At 62.8% G+C, this 23,758-nt stretch carries 22 protein-coding genes; 19 read left to right on the forward strand and 3 right to left on the reverse strand.

The features are described from left to right. The first annotated feature begins 69 nt into the window (after positions 1–69). The 18 genes from DKY63_RS02675 to DKY63_RS02765 all read left to right on the forward strand — a co-directional run bounded on the left by DKY63_RS02675 (position 70) and on the right by DKY63_RS02765 (position 17,667). Entirely contained in the window at positions 70–1,671 is a 1,602-nt protein-coding gene (locus DKY63_RS02675) for an ABC transporter substrate-binding protein (protein WP_110962693.1), read from the forward strand. A gap of 159 nt (positions 1,672–1,830) precedes the next feature. Then, positions 1,831–2,790, forward strand: coding sequence for an ABC transporter permease (locus DKY63_RS02680; RefSeq protein WP_110962694.1), 960 nt, complete (start codon positions 1,831–1,833; stop codon positions 2,788–2,790). 3 nt (positions 2,791–2,793) lie between these two features. After that, entirely contained in the window at positions 2,794–3,621 is an 828-nt protein-coding gene (locus DKY63_RS02685; RefSeq protein WP_110962695.1) for an ABC transporter permease, read from the forward strand. A gap of 2 nt (positions 3,622–3,623) precedes the next feature. Then, positions 3,624–5,267, forward strand: a complete 1,644-nt coding sequence (locus DKY63_RS02690) for an ABC transporter ATP-binding protein (protein ID WP_110962696.1) — start codon at positions 3,624–3,626, stop codon at positions 5,265–5,267. A gap of 9 nt (positions 5,268–5,276) precedes the next feature. Continuing rightward, positions 5,277–5,987: an NAD(P)H-dependent oxidoreductase gene (locus DKY63_RS02695; protein WP_110962697.1), complete on the forward strand. Its 711-nt coding sequence runs from the start codon at positions 5,277–5,279 to the stop codon at positions 5,985–5,987. A gap of 392 nt (positions 5,988–6,379) precedes the next feature. Then, on the forward strand, positions 6,380–7,309 hold the full coding sequence (locus DKY63_RS02700; protein ID WP_239499368.1) for a transporter: 930 nt from the start codon (positions 6,380–6,382) through the stop codon (positions 7,307–7,309). Between the two features lie 58 nt (positions 7,310–7,367). Further along, positions 7,368–9,095 (forward strand): FAD-dependent oxidoreductase, encoded by a 1,728-nt coding sequence (locus DKY63_RS02705; protein ID WP_110962698.1) that lies wholly within the window; start codon positions 7,368–7,370, stop codon positions 9,093–9,095. 63 nt (positions 9,096–9,158) lie between these two features. Beyond that, positions 9,159–9,548, forward strand: a complete 390-nt coding sequence (locus DKY63_RS02710; RefSeq protein WP_110962699.1) for a c-type cytochrome — start codon at positions 9,159–9,161, stop codon at positions 9,546–9,548. A 27-nt stretch (positions 9,549–9,575) separates the two neighbouring features. Then, positions 9,576–10,037, forward strand: coding sequence for a nuclear transport factor 2 family protein (locus DKY63_RS02715; RefSeq protein ID WP_110962700.1), 462 nt, complete (start codon positions 9,576–9,578; stop codon positions 10,035–10,037). A gap of 206 nt (positions 10,038–10,243) precedes the next feature. Beyond that, positions 10,244–11,173 (forward strand): LysR family transcriptional regulator, encoded by a 930-nt coding sequence (locus DKY63_RS02720; RefSeq protein ID WP_110962701.1) that lies wholly within the window; start codon positions 10,244–10,246, stop codon positions 11,171–11,173. Between the two features lie 232 nt (positions 11,174–11,405). Beyond that, a complete protein-coding gene (locus DKY63_RS02730; protein WP_110962703.1) occupies positions 11,406–11,900 on the forward strand; it encodes a hydroxyquinol 1,2-dioxygenase in 495 nt (164 codons plus the stop codon). A 48-nt stretch (positions 11,901–11,948) separates the two neighbouring features. Then, complete coding sequence (locus tag DKY63_RS02735; protein ID WP_110962704.1) at positions 11,949–12,968, forward strand: hydroxyquinol 1,2-dioxygenase; 1,020 nt, start codon at positions 11,949–11,951, stop codon at positions 12,966–12,968. A 90-nt stretch (positions 12,969–13,058) separates the two neighbouring features. Then, the gene (locus tag DKY63_RS02740; protein WP_110962705.1) at positions 13,059–14,522 is read left to right on the forward strand and encodes an aldehyde dehydrogenase family protein; all 1,464 of its coding nucleotides are present in this window, start codon (positions 13,059–13,061) and stop codon (positions 14,520–14,522) included. An 8-nt stretch (positions 14,523–14,530) separates the two neighbouring features. Continuing rightward, a complete protein-coding gene (locus DKY63_RS02745) occupies positions 14,531–15,598 on the forward strand; it encodes a maleylacetate reductase (protein WP_110962706.1) in 1,068 nt (355 codons plus the stop codon). A gap of 31 nt (positions 15,599–15,629) precedes the next feature. Beyond that, complete coding sequence (locus tag DKY63_RS02750) at positions 15,630–16,502, forward strand: dioxygenase (RefSeq protein ID WP_110962707.1); 873 nt, start codon at positions 15,630–15,632, stop codon at positions 16,500–16,502. Between the two features lie 3 nt (positions 16,503–16,505). Then, complete coding sequence (locus DKY63_RS02755) at positions 16,506–16,823, forward strand: YciI family protein (protein WP_110962708.1); 318 nt, start codon at positions 16,506–16,508, stop codon at positions 16,821–16,823. Then, positions 16,820–17,167 (forward strand): Rieske (2Fe-2S) protein, encoded by a 348-nt coding sequence (locus DKY63_RS02760; protein WP_110962709.1) that lies wholly within the window; start codon positions 16,820–16,822, stop codon positions 17,165–17,167. The genes DKY63_RS02755 and DKY63_RS02760 overlap by 4 nt, the downstream gene beginning before the upstream one ends. A gap of 44 nt (positions 17,168–17,211) precedes the next feature. Further along, on the forward strand, positions 17,212–17,667 hold the full coding sequence (locus DKY63_RS02765; RefSeq protein ID WP_110962710.1) for a YMGG-like glycine zipper-containing protein: 456 nt from the start codon (positions 17,212–17,214) through the stop codon (positions 17,665–17,667). Positions 17,668–17,746: 79 nt separating this feature from the next. On the opposite strand, the gene DKY63_RS02770 is transcribed toward DKY63_RS02765, so the two are convergent. Genes DKY63_RS02770 through DKY63_RS02780 form a run of 3 tightly spaced genes read right to left on the reverse strand, consistent with a single transcriptional unit; the run spans position 17,747 to position 21,420 of the window. Beyond that, positions 17,747–18,775: a DUF2955 domain-containing protein gene (locus tag DKY63_RS02770; protein WP_110962711.1), complete on the reverse strand. Its 1,029-nt coding sequence runs from the start codon at positions 18,773–18,775 to the stop codon at positions 17,747–17,749. Next, positions 18,765–19,898, reverse strand: coding sequence for an HlyD family secretion protein (locus DKY63_RS02775; protein ID WP_110962712.1), 1,134 nt, complete (start codon positions 19,896–19,898; stop codon positions 18,765–18,767). The genes DKY63_RS02770 and DKY63_RS02775 overlap by 11 nt, the downstream gene beginning before the upstream one ends. Further along, positions 19,891–21,420, reverse strand: coding sequence for an efflux transporter outer membrane subunit (locus tag DKY63_RS02780; protein ID WP_110962713.1), 1,530 nt, complete (start codon positions 21,418–21,420; stop codon positions 19,891–19,893). The genes DKY63_RS02775 and DKY63_RS02780 overlap by 8 nt, the downstream gene beginning before the upstream one ends. Positions 21,421–21,748: 328 nt before the next feature. On the opposite strand from DKY63_RS02780, the gene DKY63_RS32855 reads away from it, so the two are divergent. Further along, positions 21,749–23,752, forward strand: a complete 2,004-nt coding sequence (locus DKY63_RS32855; RefSeq protein WP_110962714.1) for an aminotransferase class I/II-fold pyridoxal phosphate-dependent enzyme — start codon at positions 21,749–21,751, stop codon at positions 23,750–23,752. The last annotated feature ends 6 nt before the right edge of the window (positions 23,753–23,758 follow it).

Genomic DNA, 23,758 nt, shown 5'->3' on the forward strand with positions numbered 1-23,758 from the left:
CGGGCCCAGGCCCGGTGCATTGCGTGGTTTTGATCAGGTATTCCATTAGCTTTTATCAGGGGCAATGCAATGAGCGATAACAAAAACAAGATTACTCAAGCGAACCACGAATTCAGCCTGCCGCGTCGGGACTTTCTCAAGTACAGCGCGACCACTGCTGCGGTGGCCGGGGCGTTCTCCATGGGCTTGCCGTTCGGGGCCTTTGCCGCAGAAGCCACGCCAAAACCCGGCGGCGTGCTGCGTCTGGGCCTGGCCGGAGGCAGCACCACCGACTCAAAAGACCCGGGCTCCTGGGCCGACACCTTCACCTTCGTCGGCTTCTCGGCGGTCTATAACACCCTCACTGAGATCGCCGTCGACGGTACCGCGATTCCTGAACTCGCCGAAAGCTGGACATCGACACCGGATGCACGGGTCTGGACCTTCAAGCTGCGCCAGGGCGTGACCTTCCATAACGGCAAAACCCTGGACGCCAATGATGTGGTGGCCTCGATCCAGCATCACCTGGGGGAAAAATCTACCTCGGCGGCCAAGACCGTATTGGGCGATGTGGCCAAGGTCAGCGCCAACGGCAGCGACAGCGTGGTGTTCGAACTGCACTCGGGCAACGCCGACTTCTCTTACGTGGTTGCCGACTACCACCTGGTGATCATGCCGAGTAAAGACGGAGTACCGGACTGGCAGGCAGGCGTGGGCACTGGCGGTTATCGTCTCAAGGACTTCGAACCGGGTGTGCGCATGACCCTGGAACGCAGCCCGGATTACTGGAAGCCCGGCCGCGCGCACTTCGCCAGCGCCGAGCTGATCGCGATTGCCGACGGCGCCGCACGGGTCAACGCGCTGGTCACCGGGCAAGTGGATGTGATCAACAAGGTCGACCTGAAAACCGTGTCCCTGCTCAAGCGCAATCCGAACCTGGTCATCGAAGAAACCAAGGGCGCGCAGCACTACACCTTCCCGATGCTCACCGACAGCCAGGTGTTCCAGAACAACGACGTACGCCTGGCGATGAAGTACGCGATCAACCGCGAAACCTTGCTGGCGTCGGTGCTGTACGGCTATGGCCTGGTGGGCAACGACCATCCGATCCAGCCCGGCAGCCGCTTCATCAACACCGCGCTGGAGCAGCGCACCTACGATCCGGACAAGTCGCGCTTCCACCTGAAAAAGGCCGGCATGGATTCTCTCAAGGTGCGCCTGCAAGCCTCCGACGCGGCCTACACCGGTGCGGTGGATGCTTCGGTGCTGTTCAAGGAGCAGGCCCGCGCCGCCGGGATCGACATCGATGTGGTGCGCGAACCCGCCGACGGTTTCTTCTCCAACGTCTGGATGAAGCAGCCATTCACCACCTCGTTCTGGTACAGCAGCCTGACCGCCGACCGCATGTTCAGCATCGGCTACGCCAAGGGTGCGGCCTGGAACGAAACCCACTGGGACAACCCGCGCTTCAACCAGTTGCTCAACGCCGCCCGCGGCGAGATGAACGACCCGCTGCGCCGCGAGATGTACAACGAAATGCAGTCGCTGTGCCGGGATGACGGCGGGGCGATCGTGCCGCTGTTCGCCAGCTCCGTGGCCGCACGTTCCAACCGGGTGGTGCATGGCGGGCAGACCGCGCCCTACGGTGAACTTGATGGCCTGCGCGTAATCGAGCGGTGGTGGCAGGCGTAAGAGCCCGTCAGCGATGAAGAACCCCTGTAGGAGCGAGCATGCTCGCGATGGACGTTAACGATAACGCTGACAACCTGACACCCCGCGGTGTTCTGTCGTCCATCGCGAGCGTGCTCGCTCCTACAGTTGGAAACGGTGGTCTTTGTAAGGAACTACGCAGTGAACAGTATTTTCAAGCTGCTACTTCAGCGTTTGGCATTGGGGCTGTTATCGCTGTTTGCGGTGTCAGTGATCATTTTTCTCGCGGTCGGCATGCTCCCCGGCGATATCGCCCAGGCCATGCTCGGCCAATCCGCCACCCCGGAAACCGTGGTGGCGTACCGCGCGCAACTGGGGCTGGACATGCCGCCGCTGACTCGTTTCGGGCACTGGATCTGGCAACTGCTGCACGGTGACCTGGGGGTGTCGCTGGCCAACCAGCGACCCATCGCCGAACTGGTCGGCAGGCGCCTGGGCAACACCTTCAGTCTGGCGTTGTTGGCGGCGCTGATCTCGGTGCCGCTGGCCCTGTTGCTTGGGATGCTCGCAGCCTTATATCGCAACAGCTGGTTCGATCGCCTGCTCAACACCTCGGCCCTGAGCGCCGTGTCGTTTCCCGAGTTCTTTGTCGCCTACATCCTGATCCTGGTGTTCGCGGTCAAGCTCAACTGGTTCCCGAGCATTTCCAACCTGTCGCCGGACGCCTCCTTGGGTGAAGTGCTACAGCGCTCGGTGCTGCCGGTGGCGACCCTGAGCCTGGTGGTGATCGCGCAGATGATGCGCATGACCCGTGCCTCCCTGATCAACCTGCTGGCCAGCCCGTACATCGAAATGGCCCGGCTCAAGGGCATCAGCCAGTCGCGGATCATCTTCCACCACGCCTTGCCCAACGCCCTGGCGCCGATCGTCAACGTGGTGGCGCTCAACCTGGCGTATCTGGTGGTGGGTGTGGTGGTCGTGGAAGTGGTGTTCGTCTATCCGGGTCTGGGCCAGTTGCTGGTGGACTCGGTGGCCAAGCGCGACATTCCGGTGGTGCAGGCCTGCAGCCTGATCTTCGCCGCGACCTACATCCTGCTCAATACCAGTGCCGACGTGCTGTCGATTGCCAGCAACCCGCGCCTGATGCATCCGAAGGGGTAAGCCATGAGCCTTTTAAAACAACTGCTGAAGGCGCCGCTGAGCGCCCAATTCGGGCTGCTGGTGATCGTGCTGTACATCCTCGTCGCCGTGTTCGCGCCAGAGTTGGCGCCGTTCGGCGAAACCCAGGTGGTGGGCGAGGGCTTCGCGCCGTGGGGCGGGCAGTTCCTGCTGGGCACCGATAACTTGGGGCGCGACATGTTCAGCCGTCTGGTCTACGGCGCGCGCAACACCCTGGGCATTGCCTTCCTGACCACGGTGCTGGCGTTCCTGCTCGGCGGCCTCAGTGGCTTGATCGCGGCGATCAAGGGTGGCGCCATCGATCAGGGCCTCTCAAGGGTCGTGGACATCCTGATGGCGATTCCACAGCTGATCTTCGCCTTGCTGATTCTCAGCGTGGTCGGCACCAACGCCACCTCGCTGGTGCTGGTGATCGCTCTGCTGGATGCGACCCGGGTGTTTCGCCTCTCAAGGGCGGTGGCGATGAACGTGGTGGTGCAGGACTTCGTCGAAGCCGCGCGCCTGCGCGGTGAAGGGCTGTGGTGGCTGGTCACCCGCGAAGTGCTGCCAAACGCGGCGGCACCGTTGATTGCCGAATTCGGCCTGCGGTTCTGCTTTGTATTCCTGTTCATCAGTGCGCTGTCGTTCCTCGGTTTGGGTATCCAGCCGCCGACCGCCGACTGGGGCAGCATGGTGCGCGACAACGCCGTGCTGATCACCTTTGGCGACATCAGCCCGCTGTTGCCAGCCCTGGCTGTGGCGTTGATCACCGTGAGCGTCAATTTTGTCGTCGACTGGATGCTGCACAAATCCAGCGGCCTCAAGGAGTGCTGAACATGACGACAAACAAACCTTTGCTGGAAATCCGCAACCTGCACATCGAAGGGCACTACGAAGACGCCTGGCATCCGCTGATCAAGGGCATCGATCTGACCCTGCAACGGGGCGAGGTGCTGGGGCTGATCGGTGAGTCCGGGGCGGGCAAGTCGACCCTCGGCCTGTCGGCCATGGGTTACACCCGTGACGGTTGCCGGATCACCGGTGGTTCGGTGAATTTCGACGGCATCGACCTGCTCAAGGCCAAACCCGAAGCGCTGCGCCAGTTGCGCGGTTTGCGCATTGCCTATGTCGCCCAGAGCGCGGCGGCGTCATTCAACCCGGCCCATCGTCTGATCGACCAGCACGTGGAAACCGCGGTGAAGAACGGTGGCATGAGCCGCGAGCAAGCGATGGCCGAGGCGGTGGAGTTGTACCGGGTGCTGCGCCTGCCCGACCCCGAAAAGATCGGCCAGCGTTATCCGCATCAGGTATCCGGCGGGCAGTTGCAGCGGGTCATGACTGCCATGGCCATGGCCTGTCACCCGGACCTGATCATCTTCGACGAACCGACCACCGCGCTGGACGTCACCACCCAGATCGAAGTGCTCGCGGCGATTCGCGATGCGGTGAAGACCTACGGCAGCGCCGCGATCTACATCAGCCATGACCTGGCAGTGGTGGCGCAGATGGCCGACCGCATCATGGTGTTGCGCCACGGTAAACTGGTGGAAGAGGCCGAAACCCGCCAGATGCTCGGCGACCCGCAGGAGGACTACACCAAGTCGCTGTGGGCGGTGCGCAGTTTCCGTACCGAACCCAAGGCCTGTCCGCACGAAGAAAAACCCCTGCTGGAGTTGCGCAACAGTTGCGCCAGCTACGGCCATCAACCGGTGCTCCATGACGTCTCCTTGAAGCTGTACAAGGGCCAGACCCTGGCAGTGATCGGTGAGTCCGGCAGCGGCAAGAGCTCCACGGCGCGACTGATCACCGGTTTGCTGCCGCCGACCTACGGCGAAGTGCTGTACGACGGCCAGCCACTGCCGGCGGACTTCCGCCAGCGCAGCAAGGAGCAACTGCGGCGGATCCAGATGATCTACCAGATCCCGGACACGGCCCTGAATCCGCGCCAGCGCATCGTCGACATCATCGGTCGGCCGCTGACGTTCTACCTGGGGCTCAAGGGCAAGGCCATGCGCGCCCGGGTCGCCGAGTTGCTGGAGATGATCGAGCTGGACCCGGCCAAGTACATGGAGCGCCAGCCCCGCGAACTGTCCGGCGGGCAGAAGCAACGGGTTTGCATTGCCCGTGCCCTGGCGGCCGATCCGCAACTGATCATCTGCGACGAAGTCACCTCGGCCCTCGACCAACTGGTGGCCGAAGGCGTGCTCAAGTTGCTCAACCGCATTCAGCAGCAACTCGGTGTTGCTTACCTGTTCATCACCCACGATGTCGCCACCGTGCGCGCGATTGCCGACGAAGTGCTGGTGATGCAGCGGGGAAGGGTGGTGGACCATGGCTCGCGCAGTGCAATATTCACCCCGCCGCACCAGGACTACACCGGACTGCTGTTTTCCTCCGAACCGCAAATGGACCCGGACTGGCTCGACCGCTTGTTGGCCAGCCGAGACCTGAACAAAAAAACTACGCTGGAAAAAGTCTAAGGAACCCCCATGAAAGTACTGATCGTCCACGCTCATCCCGAGCCGAAATCCTTCACCGCCGCCCTGCGTGACCAGGCCGTGGCGACCCTCGAAGCCCAGGGCCACGAAGTGCAGGTCAGCGACCTGTACAAGATGAACTGGAACCCGGTGGCCAGCGACGCCGACTTCTCGAATCGGGAAAACCCCGAGTACCTGGTGTACGCGCTGGAGCAGCGCCTGGGTGTGAAGAGCCAGTCACTGGCGGCGGATATACAGGGCGAACTGGACAAACTGCTGTGGGCTGACTTGTTGATCCTGAACTTCCCGATCTTCTGGTTCTCCGCCCCGGCCATGCTCAAGGGCTGGATCGACCGGGTGCTGGTGTCAGGCATCTGCTACGGCGGCAAGCGTTTCTACGATCAGGGCGGTCTGGCAGGCAAGAAAGCGCTGGTGACCGTAACCCTGGGCGGGCGCGAGCACATGTTCGGCGAGGAGGCGATTCATGGTCCGTTGCAGGACATGCTGCGGCCGATCCTGCGCGGGACCCTGGCGTACGTCGGCTTCGACGTGCTGGAACCGTTCGTGGCCTGGCATGTGCCTTACATCAGCGAAGAAGCGCGCCAGCAGTTCCTCAAGGACTATGACTTGCGCCTGCAGCACCTGAGCGATGATCAGCCGCTGGAGTTTCCGAAGCTGTCGCAGTTTGACGAGCAACTCTACCCACTGACCACCCGGGCCTGATCAACACCGAAACCTTCTACTGCCTGACCTGCCGCCATCGCGGGCAAGCCTTGCTCCCACAGGGTTGTGTGTCGTACACAAAAACTGTGATCGACACGAAGCCCTGTGGGAGCGAGCCTGCTCGCGATGGACGTCAACGATAACGCTGGCTGTCTGACACCCCGCGGGGCCCGCGCCTCCATCGCGAGCAGGCTCGCTCCTACAGTTTTGATCGCGGCGCCACCTGCAGACCGTTCGCAAATCCCGCCCCCATTGTTCTGAATCCGCAAACACTGAAGTCGCCGAGATTGGAATTGTTGGCTGTCAGGGCGCGCCTTATCGTTCGCCCCGTAGCCCGATGGCACTGTCGACCGTCGAGCACCCAAAACAATAACAATATCCGGAGTATTTCGATGAGAGCTGGATTCAGTCTCGCGATGAATGTGGCAGGCCTGGGTCTGCTTGTGGGTCTGAGCGCGCTTGGTGCCTCCCTGTATCCAGGCGGCGAGGCGCAGGCGTCGGGCATTCCCTATGCCAGCAACCGGCCGCAAAGCTTCCAGTTCAGTTCGGACTTCACCGAGCCCTACAACTCGGTGGGCCAGGAATTCGAATACAACAACGACCGCCAGCGCTTCGATGACCACGGCAACAAGGTTGCAGGCCCCGGCACCGAAACCTGGGTCGGCCTGACGTCGTTGCTGCACTACTGGAAAATGGACGGGCTGCCCAATACCGGCTTCATTGCCAGCGTTACCCTCCCTGAAGTGGCGGTTCGCGGCAATGGCACGCGGGTCAGTGGCTTTGGCGACCCGCTGGTGGGCGGACTGGTCTGGTACAACCCGACACCGCTGCGCACCATCGGTGCTCAAGCCTATGTGCAACTGCCAACCGGCGCCGACTCGGTCAGCAGCGACACCTACGCCCTGTGGCCTTCGCTGTTCTACAACGAGTGGTTGGGCAAGGTGAACATCGACCTGCTGGTGGGCGCGATCATTCGCGGCGACGGCCCGCATCACACCGAACCGGGCGACACCGGCCACGCCAACCTGCGCCTGGGCTACAACATCGTCGACCGCCCGACCTACCAGGTCACGCCTTTCCTCAGCGCCGACTACCAGAAAACCTTCAGTTCCGACGACCGCGACAACAACAGCATCCCGTTCTCGGATTCCAACGAAACCGCCCTCGGCGCCGGTGTGCTGTTCCAGCTCAAGCCCGGCGTGCAGCAAGTGTTCAACCAGAAAATGTGGGACCAGGTGTCCATCCACTATTCCAAGGGCGTGGACGGGCGCAACACCACGGTCACCGATGGTTTGTTCGTGCAGCTTTGGCATTACTGGTGAGTGCTCCCTGTTTTGTGTGATTTGCCTGTGTGGTTGCTACCCGTTGCGGAGAATAAAAATGACTGAAGAAACTGAAAAACTTGCACTGTCTCGCCGAAGCTTCATCAAGGCCGGCGCCGCCGGAACCGCCGTCGCCGCGCTCTCTGGCGTGGCGGCACGGGCCATGGCCACAGAAGAGCTGCCCTTCGACCGGGAGCACGACATCGTCGTGGTTGGTGGTGGCGGCAGTGGTCTGCCAACTGCCTTGTTCGCCCGCTGGCTGGGCAACGACGTGGTGATTCTGGAAAAGGCCGGCAGCCCCGGCGGTACTGCGGCCAAGGCGGCGTTCTGGTACTGGGTGCCGAACAACAAGCCGATGCGCGATGCCGGCATCGTTGATGAGAAAGCCGATTACATGCGCTACGTGGCGCGCCTGAGCCGTCCGCAATCCTACGATCCGTCGTCCCCGAAACTCGGCCTGTCGGACTGGGAATACGAGATGTGCGAAGCCATCTACGACAGTGCATCGCCTGCCGCCGAACTGCTGGCCGAGCGCGATGCACTGCCTTACCGCCACTGCCCGGACGTGCCGGACTACTGGTACGAGTTGCCTGAAGACAAGGCCAAGAAAGGTCGCGTGCTGTTGCCCAAGGACGCCCGGCCGAGCATGTCCGACGGCGGCCGCGTGGCGATTCGCACGCTGACCGCGGCGGCCAAGCGCGACGGCATCCAGATCCGTACCGGCGAGCGTGTGGTCAAGGTCATCCAGAACTCCAAGGGCGAAGCGGTCGGTGTCGAGGTCGAGACCGAAGAGGGCACCCGTGAGCGGGTCAGGGCGCGCAAGGCGGTGATCTTCGCCACCGGTGGCTTCACCCACGATCCGGAGCTGCGTCGCAACTTCCTCAACGCCCCGGTCTACGGCGGCTGCGCGGCCCTGACCAACGAAGGCGATTTCATCCGCATTTCCAGTGATCTGGGGGTGCAGTTGCGCAACATGAACTACGCCTGGTCGTGCCCGATCCTGCTGGAGAAGGCCCTGGCCAAAGACGGTTCGATGTCAGGTATTTTCACCATGACCGGCGATTCGATGCTGATGGTCAACAAGTACGGCAAGCGCGTCGTCAACGAAAAGACCGTCTACAACGAAATGGTCCCGACCTTTTTCCAGTGGGATGGCGACAAGTCCGAATACCCGAACCTGGTGATGTTTTCGATCTGGGACCAGCAGGCCCAGGACAACTGCTTCAGCGACGAATACGGCTCGCCCATCGTGCCCAAGGGTGGCAACGACCGGCATGTGGTGCGCGGCGACACCCTTGAAGAGCTGGCGAAGAACATTGCCGAACGGCTCGACAAGCACGCGGCCGACATCGGTGGCATGAAGCTCAGCGCGGATTTCAACCTGAACCTGAAGGCCACGCTCAAGCGCTTCAACGAGATGGCGAAGAAGGGCAAGGATCTGGACTTCCAGCGCGGCGAGCTGGTGATTCAGGGCGTGTTCACCGGCCCCGTCAAAGCCGGCCGCAGCGGCAACCTGACGATGTACCCGCTGGCCGCGAAAGGCCCGTACTACGCGGCGCTGATCACCGGTGGCAACCTCGACACCAAGGGCGGGCCGAAAACCAATTCCCACGGCCAGGTGCTGAACAACGCCAACGCGCCGATTCCCGGCCTGTATGGCGTCGGCAACTGTGTGGCTTCGGCGTCCGGTCGCGCCTACTGGGCTGGCGGTTCGACCCTGGGCCCGATCATCGCCTTCGCCTATCGGGCGGCGAATCAGGCGCACAAGGAGCCGGTGCGCGGCTGAATCTGGCCGCCGCCACGTTCATCCGTGGCGGCGGGTAACCCGTGATTGCATGAGAACACGACCATGAACCACTTCAATCCACGTATCGCGGCACTGTTGCTGCTGACGGCAAGCCTGGGTCTGGCGGGCAGCGCCCAGGCCGACGAGCTGGAAATCGCGCAGAAAATGGCGACCAACCATTGTGCGGTGTGCCACACCTTCGACAAGGGCGGGCCACCGGGGCAGGGGCCCAACCTGTTCGGCCTGATCGGTCGCAAGGCCGCCAGTGAAAGCAACTTCACCTACAGCGATGGCTACCGCAAAGCCATGGACGGCAAGGTCTGGGACGAGCAGCTGCTCGATGCCTGGCTGACCGATGCCCAGACCGTCGCGCTGGGCAGCGCCATGGTCTATTCCCAGGACGACCCGGCCAAGCGCCAGAAGATCATCACCTACCTCAAATCGCTGCACTGACAGACCTAAAACCATTCGGAGACAGCCATGATCAGCACTCAGACGATGACCGACGAACAACGCAAATCCGTGGCCCTTGAATACCTCAAGGCCTTCGACAACGGCGGCGTCACCTCCACCGGCGGCAGCATTCTCGAACTGTTCGCCGAAGACGCCCAGGTCCTGTTCCCGAAATGGGGCCTGGCCACCGGTCGCGAGCAGATCGGGCAGATGTTCGGTGACCTTGGCGCACGCTTGAAGTCGATCACCCACGACTACGCGCACTTCAACTGGATACTTACCGGCACCGACACCCTGGTCTGCGAAGGTACCAGCTTCGGCGAGCACGTCGACGGGCCGTGGCGCGCCGGTGTGCCGACGGCGGCGAGTGCCGGGTACTGGGTCGACGTGTTCGAAATCCGCGACTTCAAGATCCAGCGCTGCTTCATCTACCTGGACCCGGACTACGGCAACAAGGACACCGCGCGCTACCCTTGGCTCAATCGCTGAATCCCACCCCCTGTAGGAGCGAGCATGCTCGCGATGGACGTCAACGATAACGCTGGCTGCCTGAAACCCCGCGGTGTCTGCGCCTCCATCGCGAGCATGCTCGCTCCTACAGGGGACTGCGCAATTTGAAGGATCTGGAGCACAGGCCACCAACAGGCTAACCTCGCCATAGCCCAATAATAAAAGCCTCCAGAGAGCCTGCCGCCATGGACCGTTTACTCAGTGTCGAAGCCTTCGTGCGGGTGGCCGAGACCGGCAACTTCGCCAAGGCTGCCCAGCAACTGGGCGTGACCCGTTCGGTGATCACCCACCGCATCCAGCAACTGGAACAATTCATCAACGCGCCGCTGTTCCACCGCAGCACCCGCCATGTGCGGCTCTCCGAAGTGGGGGAGACGTACTACAAGGAATGCGCGGACATGGTCGCCGGTTTCAACTCGCTGACCGAACACATGCGCGAACTGCGGGCCAAGCCCACCGGCAAATTGCGCATTCAGATGCTCCCGGGCTTTGCCATCAGTCATTTCGGCCACCTGCTCGCTGAATTCACCCGGCTGTATCCGGACATCGAGGTCGATGTGATCGTCAACGACCGGGTGGTGGATCCCATCGAAGAAGGCTTCGACGTGGCGTTCCAGATGTTCCCGCCCATGGCCGAGACCCTGATCGAACGCAAGCTGTTCACGGTGCGCCGCCTGTTCTGCATGTCCCCGGATTACGCCAGCGAATTCGGCGTGCCGACCCATCCCCAGGAGCTGCTGCAACACAAGATCGCCCTGTACGAGGGTTATCCGTCGCGTAACCGCTGGGTTTTCAACCGAGAAGACGAACAGGTCGAGCTGAGTTTGCCGGGTCAAGTGCGCTCGAACTCGGTGCATCTGTTGCGCGATTACGCGCAGACCGGGGTGGGGATTGTCTGCCTGCCGACGCTGGTGGCCAGTGAGGATTTGCAAAGTGGCCGGCTGATTCCGGTGCTGTCGGAGTACCTGTTGTCGTCCTTCAATTTCTCCGCGGTGTACCCCGCGACCCAGCGCCGGGCCCTGAAAGTGCGGACGTTGATCGACTTTCTGGTGGACAACTTCGGCGCCGAACCTTACTGGGACGTGCCGTTGCTGGAACGTGGCTGGATCCGCTGACACCCCCGTCCCCTGTAGGAGCGAGCCTGCTCGCGATGGACGCCAACGATAACGCTGGCTGCCTGTCACCCCGCGGTGCCTGCGCCTCCATCGCGAGCAGGCTCGCTCCTACACCTCACCCGCAGTGTTCGCGTTTTGCAAACACTGTTGTCGCCCGTCAGCCAATTGTCCCTGGACCTGTCGCGACGTACTGTTGGCTCACGGTTACTACAACAACAAAACGGTGAGAACCATGAGTAGCGCAGCAATCCAAACGGTGTTCGGCTCGCTGGACAACTACCGCAAGGGCTCGGTCGAGATCATCAGCGGTCAGGCCAGTCACTACGCCTTTTCGAACATCTTCGAAGTGGCGGATAAATCCCTTCCCTATGAAAAAGTCGTGGTCGGCTACAACCTCGGTTACGTCATCGAAACCCTGCGTGCCGAAGGCCAGTCGCCCTGGTACACCGCCGCCCACGATGAGTTCGCCATCGTCATGGACGGTGAAGTGCGGATCGATTTTCTCAAGCTCGAGGCGCCGCTCAAGGACGGCGAGGGCACGCACCTGGCCGGTGAGATGCCAGCGGGCAAACCCATGGGCTACGTACTGCTCAAGTGCGGCCATCAGTGCCTGTTGCCGGTGGGCACGGCGTATCGCTTCGAATCCAGCCGCCCGGGGGTGATTCTGCAGCAGACCATCAAAGGCCCGTTGTCGGTCGAGAAGTGGGCAGATATCTGCTTCAAGTGATCTGTTCGACCCGACCGTCCATTCCCCAACAATAAAAGGAATCCCGCCATGGCCATGCTTGAAACCGCTGCTGAAACCGCACTGTTTGCCGACGATGAAGTCCAGGCCAGCGCGCCCCATCCGGTCACCGGCTACCGCTCATTCAAACTCGGCGCGTTCGAACTGTCGCGCGACGAGTATTTCGCCCGCATCACCTGGCCGGCCAAGGGCCAGACCCGCTCGCACCTGATCCCGGTCGACTACTTCCTGCGCGCCATGATGCGTGACGTCGCCTGGGGCTTCTTCTACGGCTGGGTCAACTTCGACCACGTGATCGGCACCCGCAACTACTACGGCAAGGTCGACCTGTACGCCGGTACGTTCAACGGCACCCTCAAGGCCGCCGGCGTCAACTACACCGAAAACTTCGAGACGCCGCTGATCATGGCCACCTTCAAGGCGATCATGCGCGACTGGACCAACGCCACCTTCGACCCGTTCGCCGCCCCGGAAGAAACCGGCAGCGCCTATGGCCGCAAGAACGGCGACAACATCGAAGCCATCGAGCGTTTCCGCATCGCCACCAAGCGCATGCCCGGCCTGCCGGATGACTCGCCGCTGCGCGACGACCTGCCGGTCAACCGCCAGTTCATCGACGTGTCCCAGGAGGAACCGGAAGTCCATGCCGCCGAAGGTTTCGAAGGCGAACTGCATGCTTTCAGCCTGTTCAAGTACCTGTCGCGCTCCGACGTGACCTGGAACCCGTCGGTGACTTCGGTGTGCAAGGCCAGCCTGTTCTGCCCGACCACCGAGGAATTCATCCTGCCGGTGTTCCACGGCAATGACCGGATCGAGTGGTTCCTGCAGATGTCCGATGAAATCATCTGGGACGTGGGCGACAAGGACGATGGCAATCCCCGTGCGCGCATCACCATGCGGGCCGGCGATATCTGCGCCATGCCCGCCGACATCCGTCACCAGGGCTACTCGACCAAGCGCTCGATGCTGATGGTCTGGGAAAACGCCACGCCGAACCTGCCGCAACGCTACGAAAGCGGTGAGCTTACGCCGTACCCGATCGAGTTCTAAGACTTCGCGTCTTGCCCGGCGCCTTGCCGGGCCATGCTTTCAGCCATTGATTCAGACACTGCGCCAGGCGCGCGGTGCGAGGAAACCATTATGCAAAATCAGCTCTATATCGATGGCCGCTTCGTGGACGCGGTGGCCGGTGGCACCATCGACGTGGTGTCGCCCCATGACGGTTCGTTGATCACCCGCATCGCTGCCGCCGAAGCCGCTGACATCGACCTGGCAGTCGCTGCCGCCAAGCGCGCGTTCCCGGCGTGGTCGGCGCTGGGCGCCGCCGAGCGTGGCCGCCTGCTGCTCAAACTGGCGGACAAAATCGAAGAATGCGCCGAGGAACTGGCGCAGCTCGAATCCCTGGACACCGGGCACCCGATTCGCGACTCCCGTGGCCTTGACGTGCCGCGCACCGCCGCCTGTTTCCGCTATTTCGGCGGCATGGCCGACAAGATCGAAGGCGCGGTGATTCCGGTGGAGGCCGGGTTCCTCAACTATGTGCAACGCAAGCCGATTGGCGTGGTGGCGCAGATCGTGCCGTGGAACTTCCCGCTGATGTTCACCAGCTGGAAAATGGGCCCGGCGCTGGCGGCGGGTAACACCATCGTGATCAAGCCGTCGGAAATCACCCCGTTGTCGACCTTGCGTATCGCCGAGCTGATGACCGAAGTCGGCTTCCCCAAGGGCGTGGTCAACGTGGTGCCGGGTTATGGGCACACCGCCGGCCAGGCGCTGGCCGAACACCTGGACGTGGGCAAGATTGCTTTCACCGGTTCCACCGCCACCGGGCGCCGGATCGTCGAAGCATCGAAAAGTAACCTCAAGCGCATCCAGCTGGAACTGGGCGGCAAGGGTGCCAACATCGTCTTCGAAGACGCCAACCTCGACGCCGCCGTCAATGGCGCCGCCTGGGCGATCTTCCACAATCAGGGCCAGGCCTGCATCGCCGGTTCGCGCCTGATTCTGCACAAAGACATCGCGGACAAGTTCCTCGAGCGTTTCATCCCCCTGGCCAAGTCGATTCGCCTGGGCGACCCGATGAACCCCGAGACCGAAATGGGCCCGCTGACTTCGGCGCTGCACCGCGACCGGGTGATGGCCTACATCGATTTCGCCATTGAACAGGGCGGCAAGATACTCGCCGGCGGCAAGGCCCCGGACGACAAGGCCCTGGCCAACGGCTTCTATGTCGAGCCGACCATTGTCGAGGCCAAACCCTCGGATCGCGTCTGCCAGGAAGAAGTCTTCGGCCCGTTCGTCACCGTGGTGCGGTTCAGCACTGACGAAGAAGCCCTGGCCATTGCCAACGGCACCGAGTACGGACTGGGTAGCGGCTTGTGGACGCAGAACCTGGCCCGGGCGCATAAACTGGCCAATGCGATTCACGCCGGCATGTGCTGGATCAACTGCTACAAGCGCGTCAGCCCCGGCAGCCCGTTCGGTGGTGTCGGCCAGTCCGGTTATGGCCGTGAGATGGGCTTCGAGGCGATCCACGATTACACCGAGGCCCGTTCGGTCTGGGTCAATGTCGACGCTAACATCGCGCCGCACTACAAACGCTGAGGCCTGCCATGAATCCGTTTATCTACCAAAGCCTGCCGACCCGCGTGGTGTTCGGCTGGGGCAAGCTCTCGGCACTGGCCGAAGAGATCGAGCGCCTCGGTGCGCGGCGTGCGCTGATCCTCACCACCCCGGAACAGCAAGGGCTGGGCGAGCGGGTCGCGGCATTGCTCGGTGATCGCGCGGCCGGGGTTTATCCCAAGGCGGTGATGCACGTTCCGCTGGAAGTCGCGCAGGCGGCCCGTGCCGAAGCGGCGCGGCTGGATGCCGATTGCTGCGTGGCGATCGGCGGCGGTTCGACCATCGGCCTGGGCAAGGCGATCGCCATGGATTCCGGCTTGCCGATCCTGGCGGTGCCCACCACTTATGCCGGTTCGGAAATGACCCCGATCTATGGCTTGACCGAGAACCGTCTGAAGAAAACCGGGCGCGATCCGAAGGTTCTGCCCAAGACCGTGATCTACGACCCGCAACTGACCCTGACTCTGCCGGCGCAGATTTCCGCCTGTTCGGGCATGAACGCCATGGCCCACGCGGTGGAGGCGCTCTACGCCCAGGACGCCAACCCGATCATTGGCTTTATGGCCGAGGAATCGATTCGTTCGCTGGCGCAGGCCTTACCGGGGGTGGTCAACGATTCGGAGGATCCGCAGGCGCGCGGCCAGGCGCTGTACGGCGCCTGGCTGGCGGGCATCTGCCTGGGCTCGGTAGGCATGGCCTTGCACCACAAGCTGTGCCACACCCTGGGCGGCACCTTCAATTTGCCCCATGCCCAGGCCCATGCGATCGTTTTGCCCCATGCCGCGCATTACAACCGTGAAGCGGCGGCGGGGCCCTTGCAACGCGCCGCGCGAGCACTGGGCGGCAGCGACGCCAGTGAGGTCGGCGCCTTGCTGTATGCGCTGAACCAGAAGCTGGGCATTCCCCTGGCACTGGAAGACATCGGTTTTCCGGCCAATGGCCCGGCCGAGGCGGCGCAAATCGCCTGTGCCAGCCCGTACTACAACCCGCGGCCGTTCGAGCAAGGCCCGATCGAAGCCCTGCTGAACCGAGCGTTGAAGGGCCAGGCGCCAGCCTGATGTAGCGATCAATCTCATCGGAATAAAAACAATGACCGATCAAGACAAAACGGCGGAAAGCCTGATTTCCGAGCAAGCCGTGAACAGCTTCGATGGCGCGCCCAACGCGCGCTACAAACAGATCATGCAAAGCCTGACCCGGCACCTGCATGCCTTCGTCAGTGAGGTCGAACTGACCGAACAGGAGTGGTTCGAGGGGATTCGCTTCCTGACCGACACCGGCCATACCTGCGATGGCCTGGTGCGTCAGGAATTCATCCTGCTCTCCGATACCCTCGGCGTGTCGATGCTGGTGGATGCGATCAACCATCGACACACCGCCACGGCCACCGAAACCACGGTGTTCGGGCCGTTCTACATCGACGGCATGCCCGATCGCGAATTCGGCGAAAACATGGCGTTCACTCCCGGCGAGACAGCACTGGTACGCGGACGGGTGGTCGACGTCAACGGCAAGGCCCTGGCCGGCGCGGTGCTCGACGTCTGGCAGACCGCCGAGAACGGCATGTATTCCGGCCAGGACACCGAGCAGCCGTTCGGCAACCTGCGCGGTCGCTATCGCACCGACGCTGACGGTTGCTTCGCGATTCGCACCATTGTCCCGGTGGCCTACCCGATACCGACCGATGGCCCGGTGGGGCGCATGCTCGATGCGGCCAACCGTCATGCCTGGCGGCCGGCGCACCTGCATTTCATGATTGATGTACCGGGCTATCGCAAGCTGGTCACGCACCTGTTCAACCACGATGACCCGTACCTTGAATCCGATGCGGTGTTTGGGGTGAAGCAATCGCTGCAGGTGATCTACGAGGACTGTGCTCGCCACGACGAGGTGTCCGCCCGGTTGGGCATGGCGCTGCCGTTCAAGCGGGCGTGCTACGAATTCGTCATGGAAAAGGCCTGAGTCATGGGCCAGTTCTTTGCGGTATTCGCCACCGACCACCCGGACTCACTGGCTCTGCGTCAGCGTCTGCGCCCCAGCCATCAGGCTCATTTGCGCGCCACCGACAGCCACCGGGTGGTGGTGCGCTTCGGCGGCCCGACCCTGGATGATGCCGGCGAGTCGATGAACGGCACCTTGCTGGTGATCGAGGCAGGCAGCCTGCCGGAAGTACAAGCATTCCTGCAGGATGACCCTTATGTTCAGGCGGGGCTGTTCGCCAACATCCAGATCCGGCCCTGGAACTGGAGCCTCGGCAACCCGGAACTGCGTGGCTGGGCATGAGCACCATCATCTTGTGCCAATTGGACGACATCGCCGACGGCGGCGCCCTGGGCCTGCCGCAGCACCGGCAACTGCATCCGGCAGGGCTGGTGGCGGTGCGCCAGGGCGAGCAGGCGTGGGTGTACATCAACCGCTGCCCGCACTTTTCCGTGCCGCTGGACTTTCGACCCCAGGAGTTCTGCACTTATCGCGGCAAGGTGCTGATGTGCGCCCATCACAGCGCAATGTTTCGCTTCGAGGACGGGCATTGTGTCGACGGACCGTGCAAGGGCGCGACGCTTGAGGCGGTGCCGGTCCGCCTGGAGGAAAACAGCCTGGTGATGGAGGTCCGGGAGGAGGGCTGAACTACACTCTTTCGGGGTGAGTCACGCTCATTTCGGAGGACATCATGAAAAGGTTGCCGCTCGTCGGCCTTTGCCTCGTTGTGTCGGTTTTCAGTGTCCAGGGATGGGCGCAATCGGTGGTACCGCTCAAGGGGCAGAGTTCGCAACAGACTCAGGCCGATATCGCCGAGTGCAACAACATCGCCGCCAGCCAGACGGCTTCGACGTCCACCACGCCTTCGGGCGGGCGGGTCAAGGGCGCGATGGCCGGCGCCGCTGCCGGAGCAACCGCCGCCCAGATACGCGGCAATCAGCACGAAGAAATTTATGATCGCGTGGACAGCGACAGGCAGCAAAACTATCGCCAGAACCAGGCCAAACAAACCGCTGCGGCAGGCGCCGTGGTCGGCGGGGCACGCCAGCGCCAGGAACGCCGGGCGCAAAACAAGACCAATTCCGCCAACACGGCGACGGCCTACACAAGCTGCCTGCAGGGCAAGGGTTATCAGGTCAATCCCTGAACGCACACACACATCCTGTGGGAGCAAGGCTTGCCCGCGATGGCGTCCGTGAGAGCGCCATCGCGGGCAAGCCTTGCTCCTACAGGAGACGGTGTGATTTTTGAACTCGGCGCTGCTCGAGCACATGCACCATCACGCACGCATACAAGGTCACCGCAATAAACAACGCCATGCGCACCGCAAACGCGGTGTACACGTCCTTGCCGGCTTCACTGTCCTGCACCGACTGCCCCAGCAGAATGATCAGGGTGATCAAGGTGTTCATCCAGAAGCCGGGGCTCCAGCGGCCGGGGCTAAGACCGTAGAGCTTGCGCGCCAGGATCAGGCCGAACAGCAGCATCCACAGAAAGAACATCCACAGGTGCACGAACAGGCTCAGTGCGCTCCAGAACAGGATCGCCAGCAGCCCGCCGAGCAACGTCGAGCCCAGCAGTTCGCGGCCGGCGCTGCGGGCCGAAGTCGTCGAGCTCTGTTGCCCCAGATTGACCGCCTTGAGCACGATCGGCAGGTAGCTGGCCGGGTCGATCAGCGCCAGCAGGAACGCCGGGATCACGATCAGGGTCGCGCGTAACGCCACCCGGTGGACTTCGTTTTCCGGCAAGGGTGGGGCGGCAGGTGGGGAAGGGGCGTTGGTCGGTTCCGGGAACAACCCGTGACTGACCACGCCCACCATGATCGCCAACAGCAGCCCGGCGACCAGTGCCTTGATGACCGTCAACGCCAGGTCGAAGTCGGCAAATCCCGCCGACGAAATCATGGTCAGGCCGATCACCAGCAAGGTCACGATCAGGGCATTGCCGCCCCTCAAGCCAAAGCCGAACACCGCGAACAGGCAAAGCCCGATCAACAGCACGCCACTGAACCCGTAATAACGCAGCAGTGGAATCAGCAGCAGGCCGATGCCGGTGGTGAGCATCGCCACCAACCCGAGCACGATGGCTGCCTTGAACGACAACGGGCGGTTGAGGGACACCAGCAGCATCGCGCACAACACCGGTGCCAGAAACGGAATCGGCAACGCCAGGCCATAACTGGCGGCCAGGCACAGCGCGGTGCCGGTGGCCAGGCGTGCTGCACGCTGGACCCGTGGCGAGCGCTCAGTAGGCATACGAAAGCCAGCTCATCAGGCCGAGGAAGATCCGCCCCAGCGGATTGAGCACATTGCCCTCCGAAGGAAAGGCCATCACCTCGGCCTGGCCGCCCGCACGGATGGAGCGGTTGTCCTTGAGCATGGCCAAGGACTCGGCGGAAAACTCGATGATCACCGGGAAGCGCTGCGCCGGACGCAGCCAGTCGCGGCTGTTCTGCACCGTGGGCAATGTGCCAGGGGCGGCCGGCTGGCCGACGCTGACCCCGTAACCGAGACTGCGCACTCGCCCCTGGAAGACTTCGCCGGGCAACGCATCGAGCACGATCGACACCGGTGTGTCGGGTTTGACCAGGCCCAGATTGTTCTCGGTCATGTCGGCACTGATCCACACATCATGGATCGCGATCAGGGTCATGACCGGGTTGCCGGCGGCGGCGAACTGGCCGACATCGTTGCGCAAATCGGTAATCAGTCCCGCCGAGCGAGCCCGCACCTGGGTGTTGGACAGGTCCAGTTCGGCCTTTGACAGGGCGGTGGCAGCGCTGCGCAGTTTGGCGTTGTCCTCCTCGCTGCCGCCTTCGGTTTCACGGGCGCGCTGCACTTCTGCACGGGCCGCGGCGACCTTGCTGACAGCGGCTTCGTGGTTGGCCCGCGACACTTCCAGCAGGCGTACGGAGATGGTGCCGGGGTCTTCGCGGTACAAGCCTTCCAGTCGCTGATTGTCCTGGCGGGCCTTGAGTTCATTGGCCTGAGCCGCCCGCAGGTTGGCCTGCGCCGAGGCGATGCCGGCGGTGCTGGCGCCGATCTGTCGGCGGGTCGATTCAAGGTCGGCGCGGGCGCGGTCGACAGCAATCTGGTAGGGCTGCGGATCGATCTCGAAGATCACTTCCCCGGCCTTGACGTCCTGGTTGTTGCGCACGTTGACACGGATCACCCGGCCGGCCACTTCCGCCGCCACCGGAATCACGAAGGCACCTACCCGCGCCTGCTGCGTGTAGGGCGTGAAACGATCGGCGAGGAAATACCAGGTCAGACTGAGGACGATCAGCAGCAACACCCATTTCACCCCGCTTTTTGTCGGGTCGGTGGCGGGTTGTGCTGGCGGCGGGGCGTCGGAGGAGGGAGGCGCGGCGTCAGTCATGGTGGGTTACCGGGTTGGGATAGGAGGCGGCGGGTTGGGGCTCGGACAGCAGGTTGCCCCAGTCGGTGCGTTGTTCCATTTGCCGGCGCGTGGCCGGATCGATTTTGGCCTGGGCGCTGTACCATCCACCGCCAAGGGCCTTGTACAAGGCGATCACGTTGCTCACCGCGTCGTTGCGGCTGACCAGATAGCTGTCCTGGGTATCGAGCAGGGCGCGCTGGGCATCCAGCACCCGCTGAAAGTCCGAATAACCTTCGCGATACAGCGCGTTGGCCAGTTCCAGCGAGCGCTTCGCCGCGCCTTCGGCCTCGCGCAGGATGCGCTCGCGCTGCAAGGCCTGGGTCAGGCCGTTGGCGGCGTCGTCCGCCTCGCGCGCGGCCTGGCGTACCTTGTCGCGATAGGCTTCGATCAGCTGTTGCAGGCGCGCATCCTGCACTCGCACGTTGTTGCTGATGCGCCCGTAATCGAACACGTTCCAGCGCAGGCTCGGGCCGCCGATCAGGTCGAGGCTGCGCGAGCTGCCGCTCAAGGTATCGGCGGACCAGACAATACTGCCGAGCAGGCTCAGCGAGGGGTAGAAATCGGTTTCGGCGACGCCCACCAGCGCCGACTGCGCGGCGACGTTCAACTCGGCGGCGCGCACGTCGGGGCGGCGCAAGAGCAGTTGCGCCGGCACATCCTGCAGCACGGCGCGGTCCACCAGCGGAATCAAGCTGTTGTTCTCCACCACCAGCGGCAGCTCGCCCGGCGGCTGGCCGATGAGCACCGCCAGGGCATTGCGCAAACGCACCAGTTGATCCTGCAGGACCGGGATGCTGCTCAAGGTGCCCAGGTATTGGGTCTTGGCTTGTTGCAGATCGAGTTCGGCGGTCTGGCCACTCTTGAACAGCTTTTCGGTGATCTCGTAATTGCGCTCCTGCTGGCGCGCGTTTTCCTCGGCGACCCGCAGGCGGGCCTGGGTGGTGCGCAGGGCAAAGTAACTGTCGGCCACCTGCGCACGTAGCAGAACCAGGGCGTCGTCGTAGTTGGCCTCGGCGGCGAAATAGCTGGCATCGGAGGCCTCGATGGCACGGCTGAAGCGGCCCCAGAAATCCAGTTCCCAGCCCACATCGAAACCGGCACTGTGCTGCCAGAAACGGCTGTCGACCGGGTTGCGCCCACCGTACTGATCACGGTGGACATACACGCTGTCGGCGCTGATCTGTTGCAGTTGCGGGTAACGGCCACTTTCGGCGATGCCCAACTGCGCACGCGCTTCCATGACCCGCAGGCCGACAATTCTCAGGCTGGAGTTATTCGCGTCGGCTTCGGCGATCAATTGGTTCAGAGTCGGGTCGGCAAAAATCTCCCACCACTGGCGAATGTCCGGTTGCAGCGCCCGCTGGCTGGCGTGGTCGAGGTTGGGCGTATTCCAGTGATCGACCCAGGGCTCGGCGGGTGATTGGAAGTCGGGACCCAACCGAACACAGCCGCCTAGGGCAAGGGCGGCACACAACAAAAATCGGTTCAGACCTGGACGCATCGTGCGCTTCCGACCAAGGAATATCACAGCAGCATAGACCCCCTGTAGGAGCGAGCCTGCTCGCGATGGTCGTGAACGATGACGAGAGGGACCTGATGCCCCGCGGTGTTCTCTGGTTCATCGCGAGCAGGCTCGCTCCTACAGGATTGATTGAACGGTCAAACGAATAAAAAACGCCGCCAATGTTTTAAAAACGACCTGTTTGCGCTGAACGCGCATCTTCATCAGTTTTCTGTTGAACGAGTGTTCAGCTTGGATTATGTTCTTTTCACCTTCTCTCCCGGCTGGTTGCGGGCTTGCGTTTCTTCATTTTGAACGAGGCACTGGCATGCGGTTTTCACCCTTTGTTGAGCGGATCTCAGGTCAAGGTGTAGCGGCCTGGGATATTCACTACGCGGCTTTCGATGCGCGACGACGCGGTGAGGATGTGATCATTCTCAGTGTCGGCGACCCGGATTTTCCCACGCCCGACTTCATCACCGATGCCGCCATCGAAGCGCTGCGCGAAGGTGACACCCACTACACCGAAATCGCCGGCCGCAAGGCGCTTCGCGAGGCCATCGCCGGGCGTTACGCCAAACTGTTCGGGCGCGAGCTGCAAGCCGAAAACGTCATCACCGTGGCCGGGGCGCAGAACGCCTTGTTCACCGCTTCGATGTGCCTGCTCAGTGCCGGCGACGAGGTGATCGCCCTTGACCCGATGTACGTGACCTACGAGGCCACCCTCAAGGCTTCGGGCGCCACGCTGGTGCGGGTGCCGTGTTCGGCGGACGATGACTTCCGCCTCGACGCCGCGGTGCTGGCCAAGGCGATCACCCCACGGACCAAGGCGATATTCCTCTCCAACCCGAACAACCCCACGGGCGTGGTGCTCAACCGCGAAGAGTTGCAAACCATCGCCGACCTGGCCATTGCCCATGACCTGTGGGTGGTGGTGGACGAAGTCTATGAAAGCCTGACCTTCGAACGTGAGCACTTGAGCCTGGCGGCGCTACCCGGCATGGCCGAGCGCTGCGTGGTGATCGGCAGCCTGTCCAAGTCCCACGCCATGACCGGCTGGCGCATCGGCTGGATCATCGCCGACCCGGCGTTGGTCGCCCATGCCGAAAACCTGGTGTTGAGCATGCTCTACGGCTTGCCGGGGTTCTGCATGGAGGCCGCGCTCAAGGCGGTGCTGGCCCACGATGAAGTCAGCCACGGCATGCGCGACATTTATAGGCGCCGTCGCGACCTGGTGGTGGCGGGGCTGGCGGGCTGCGAGCCGATTACCGTACTCAAGCCCGATGCCGGCATGTTTGTCCTGCTGGATGTACGCGGCACCGGCCTGACCTCGCTGGAGTTCGCCTGGCGGCTGCTGCGCGAGGCGAAGGTGTCAGTGCTCGATGCCGCTGCCTTCGGTGAACCGGCCCAGGGTTTTGTGCGCCTGTCCTTCACCTCTGGCGAAGAGCGCCTGACCGAAGCCTGCAAGCGTATTCGCGATTTTCTCCTGGTGCTCAAGGATGAAGCGCCCAAGCCTGCGATCGCCCGCGTGACCAGTGAACCGATCGTCCAGCCAGCGACGGTGCGGACCATGATCGAGGTGGAAAAACTGCACAAGCGCTTCGGCAATATCGAAGTGCTCAAGGGCGTGTCGCTGACCGCCCGCGAAGGCGACGTGATTTCGCTGATCGGCGCCAGCGGCTCGGGTAAAAGTACCTTGCTGCGCTGCATCAACATGCTCGAAGTGCCGGACCAGGGACGCATTCTGGTGGACGGCGAAAGCATTCACCTGAACCACACCCGTCCTGGCGCACCGCTGGTGTCGGATGCCAAGCAACTGGTACGGATCCGCTCGAGCCTGGGCATGGTGTTCCAGAACTTCAATCTCTGGCCCCATCGCACGGTGCTGGAAAACCTCATCGAAGCGCCGACCCAGGTCCTGCGCGAGAGCAAGGCCGAGGCCACCGAACGCGCCGAAGCGCTGCTCGAACGTGTGGGGCTGGCGGCCAAGCGCAACGAATACCCGGCGTTTCTCTCCGGGGGGCAGCAGCAACGCGTGGCTATTGCCCGGGCCCTGGCCATGCGGCCCAAGGTCATGCTGTTCGATGAACCCACCTCGGCACTCGACCCGGAACTGGTCGGGGAAGTGCTGCGGGTGATCCGCTCGCTCGCCGAAGAAGGCCGGACCATGATCCTGGTGACCCATGAAATGGCCTTCGCACGCGATGTCTCTTCCAAAGTCGCCTTCTTGCATCAAGGCCTGATCGAGGAAACCGGTACGCCGGACGATGTGTTCGTACACCCACGCAGCGAGCGTTGCCGACAGTTCGTCAACGCTCATCAGACTCGCTAAAAACAA

Origin of the sequence: Pseudomonas putida (assembly GCF_003228315.1) — a bacterium.
GTDB classification, from domain to species: Bacteria; Pseudomonadota; Gammaproteobacteria; order Pseudomonadales; family Pseudomonadaceae; genus Aquipseudomonas; species Aquipseudomonas putida_S.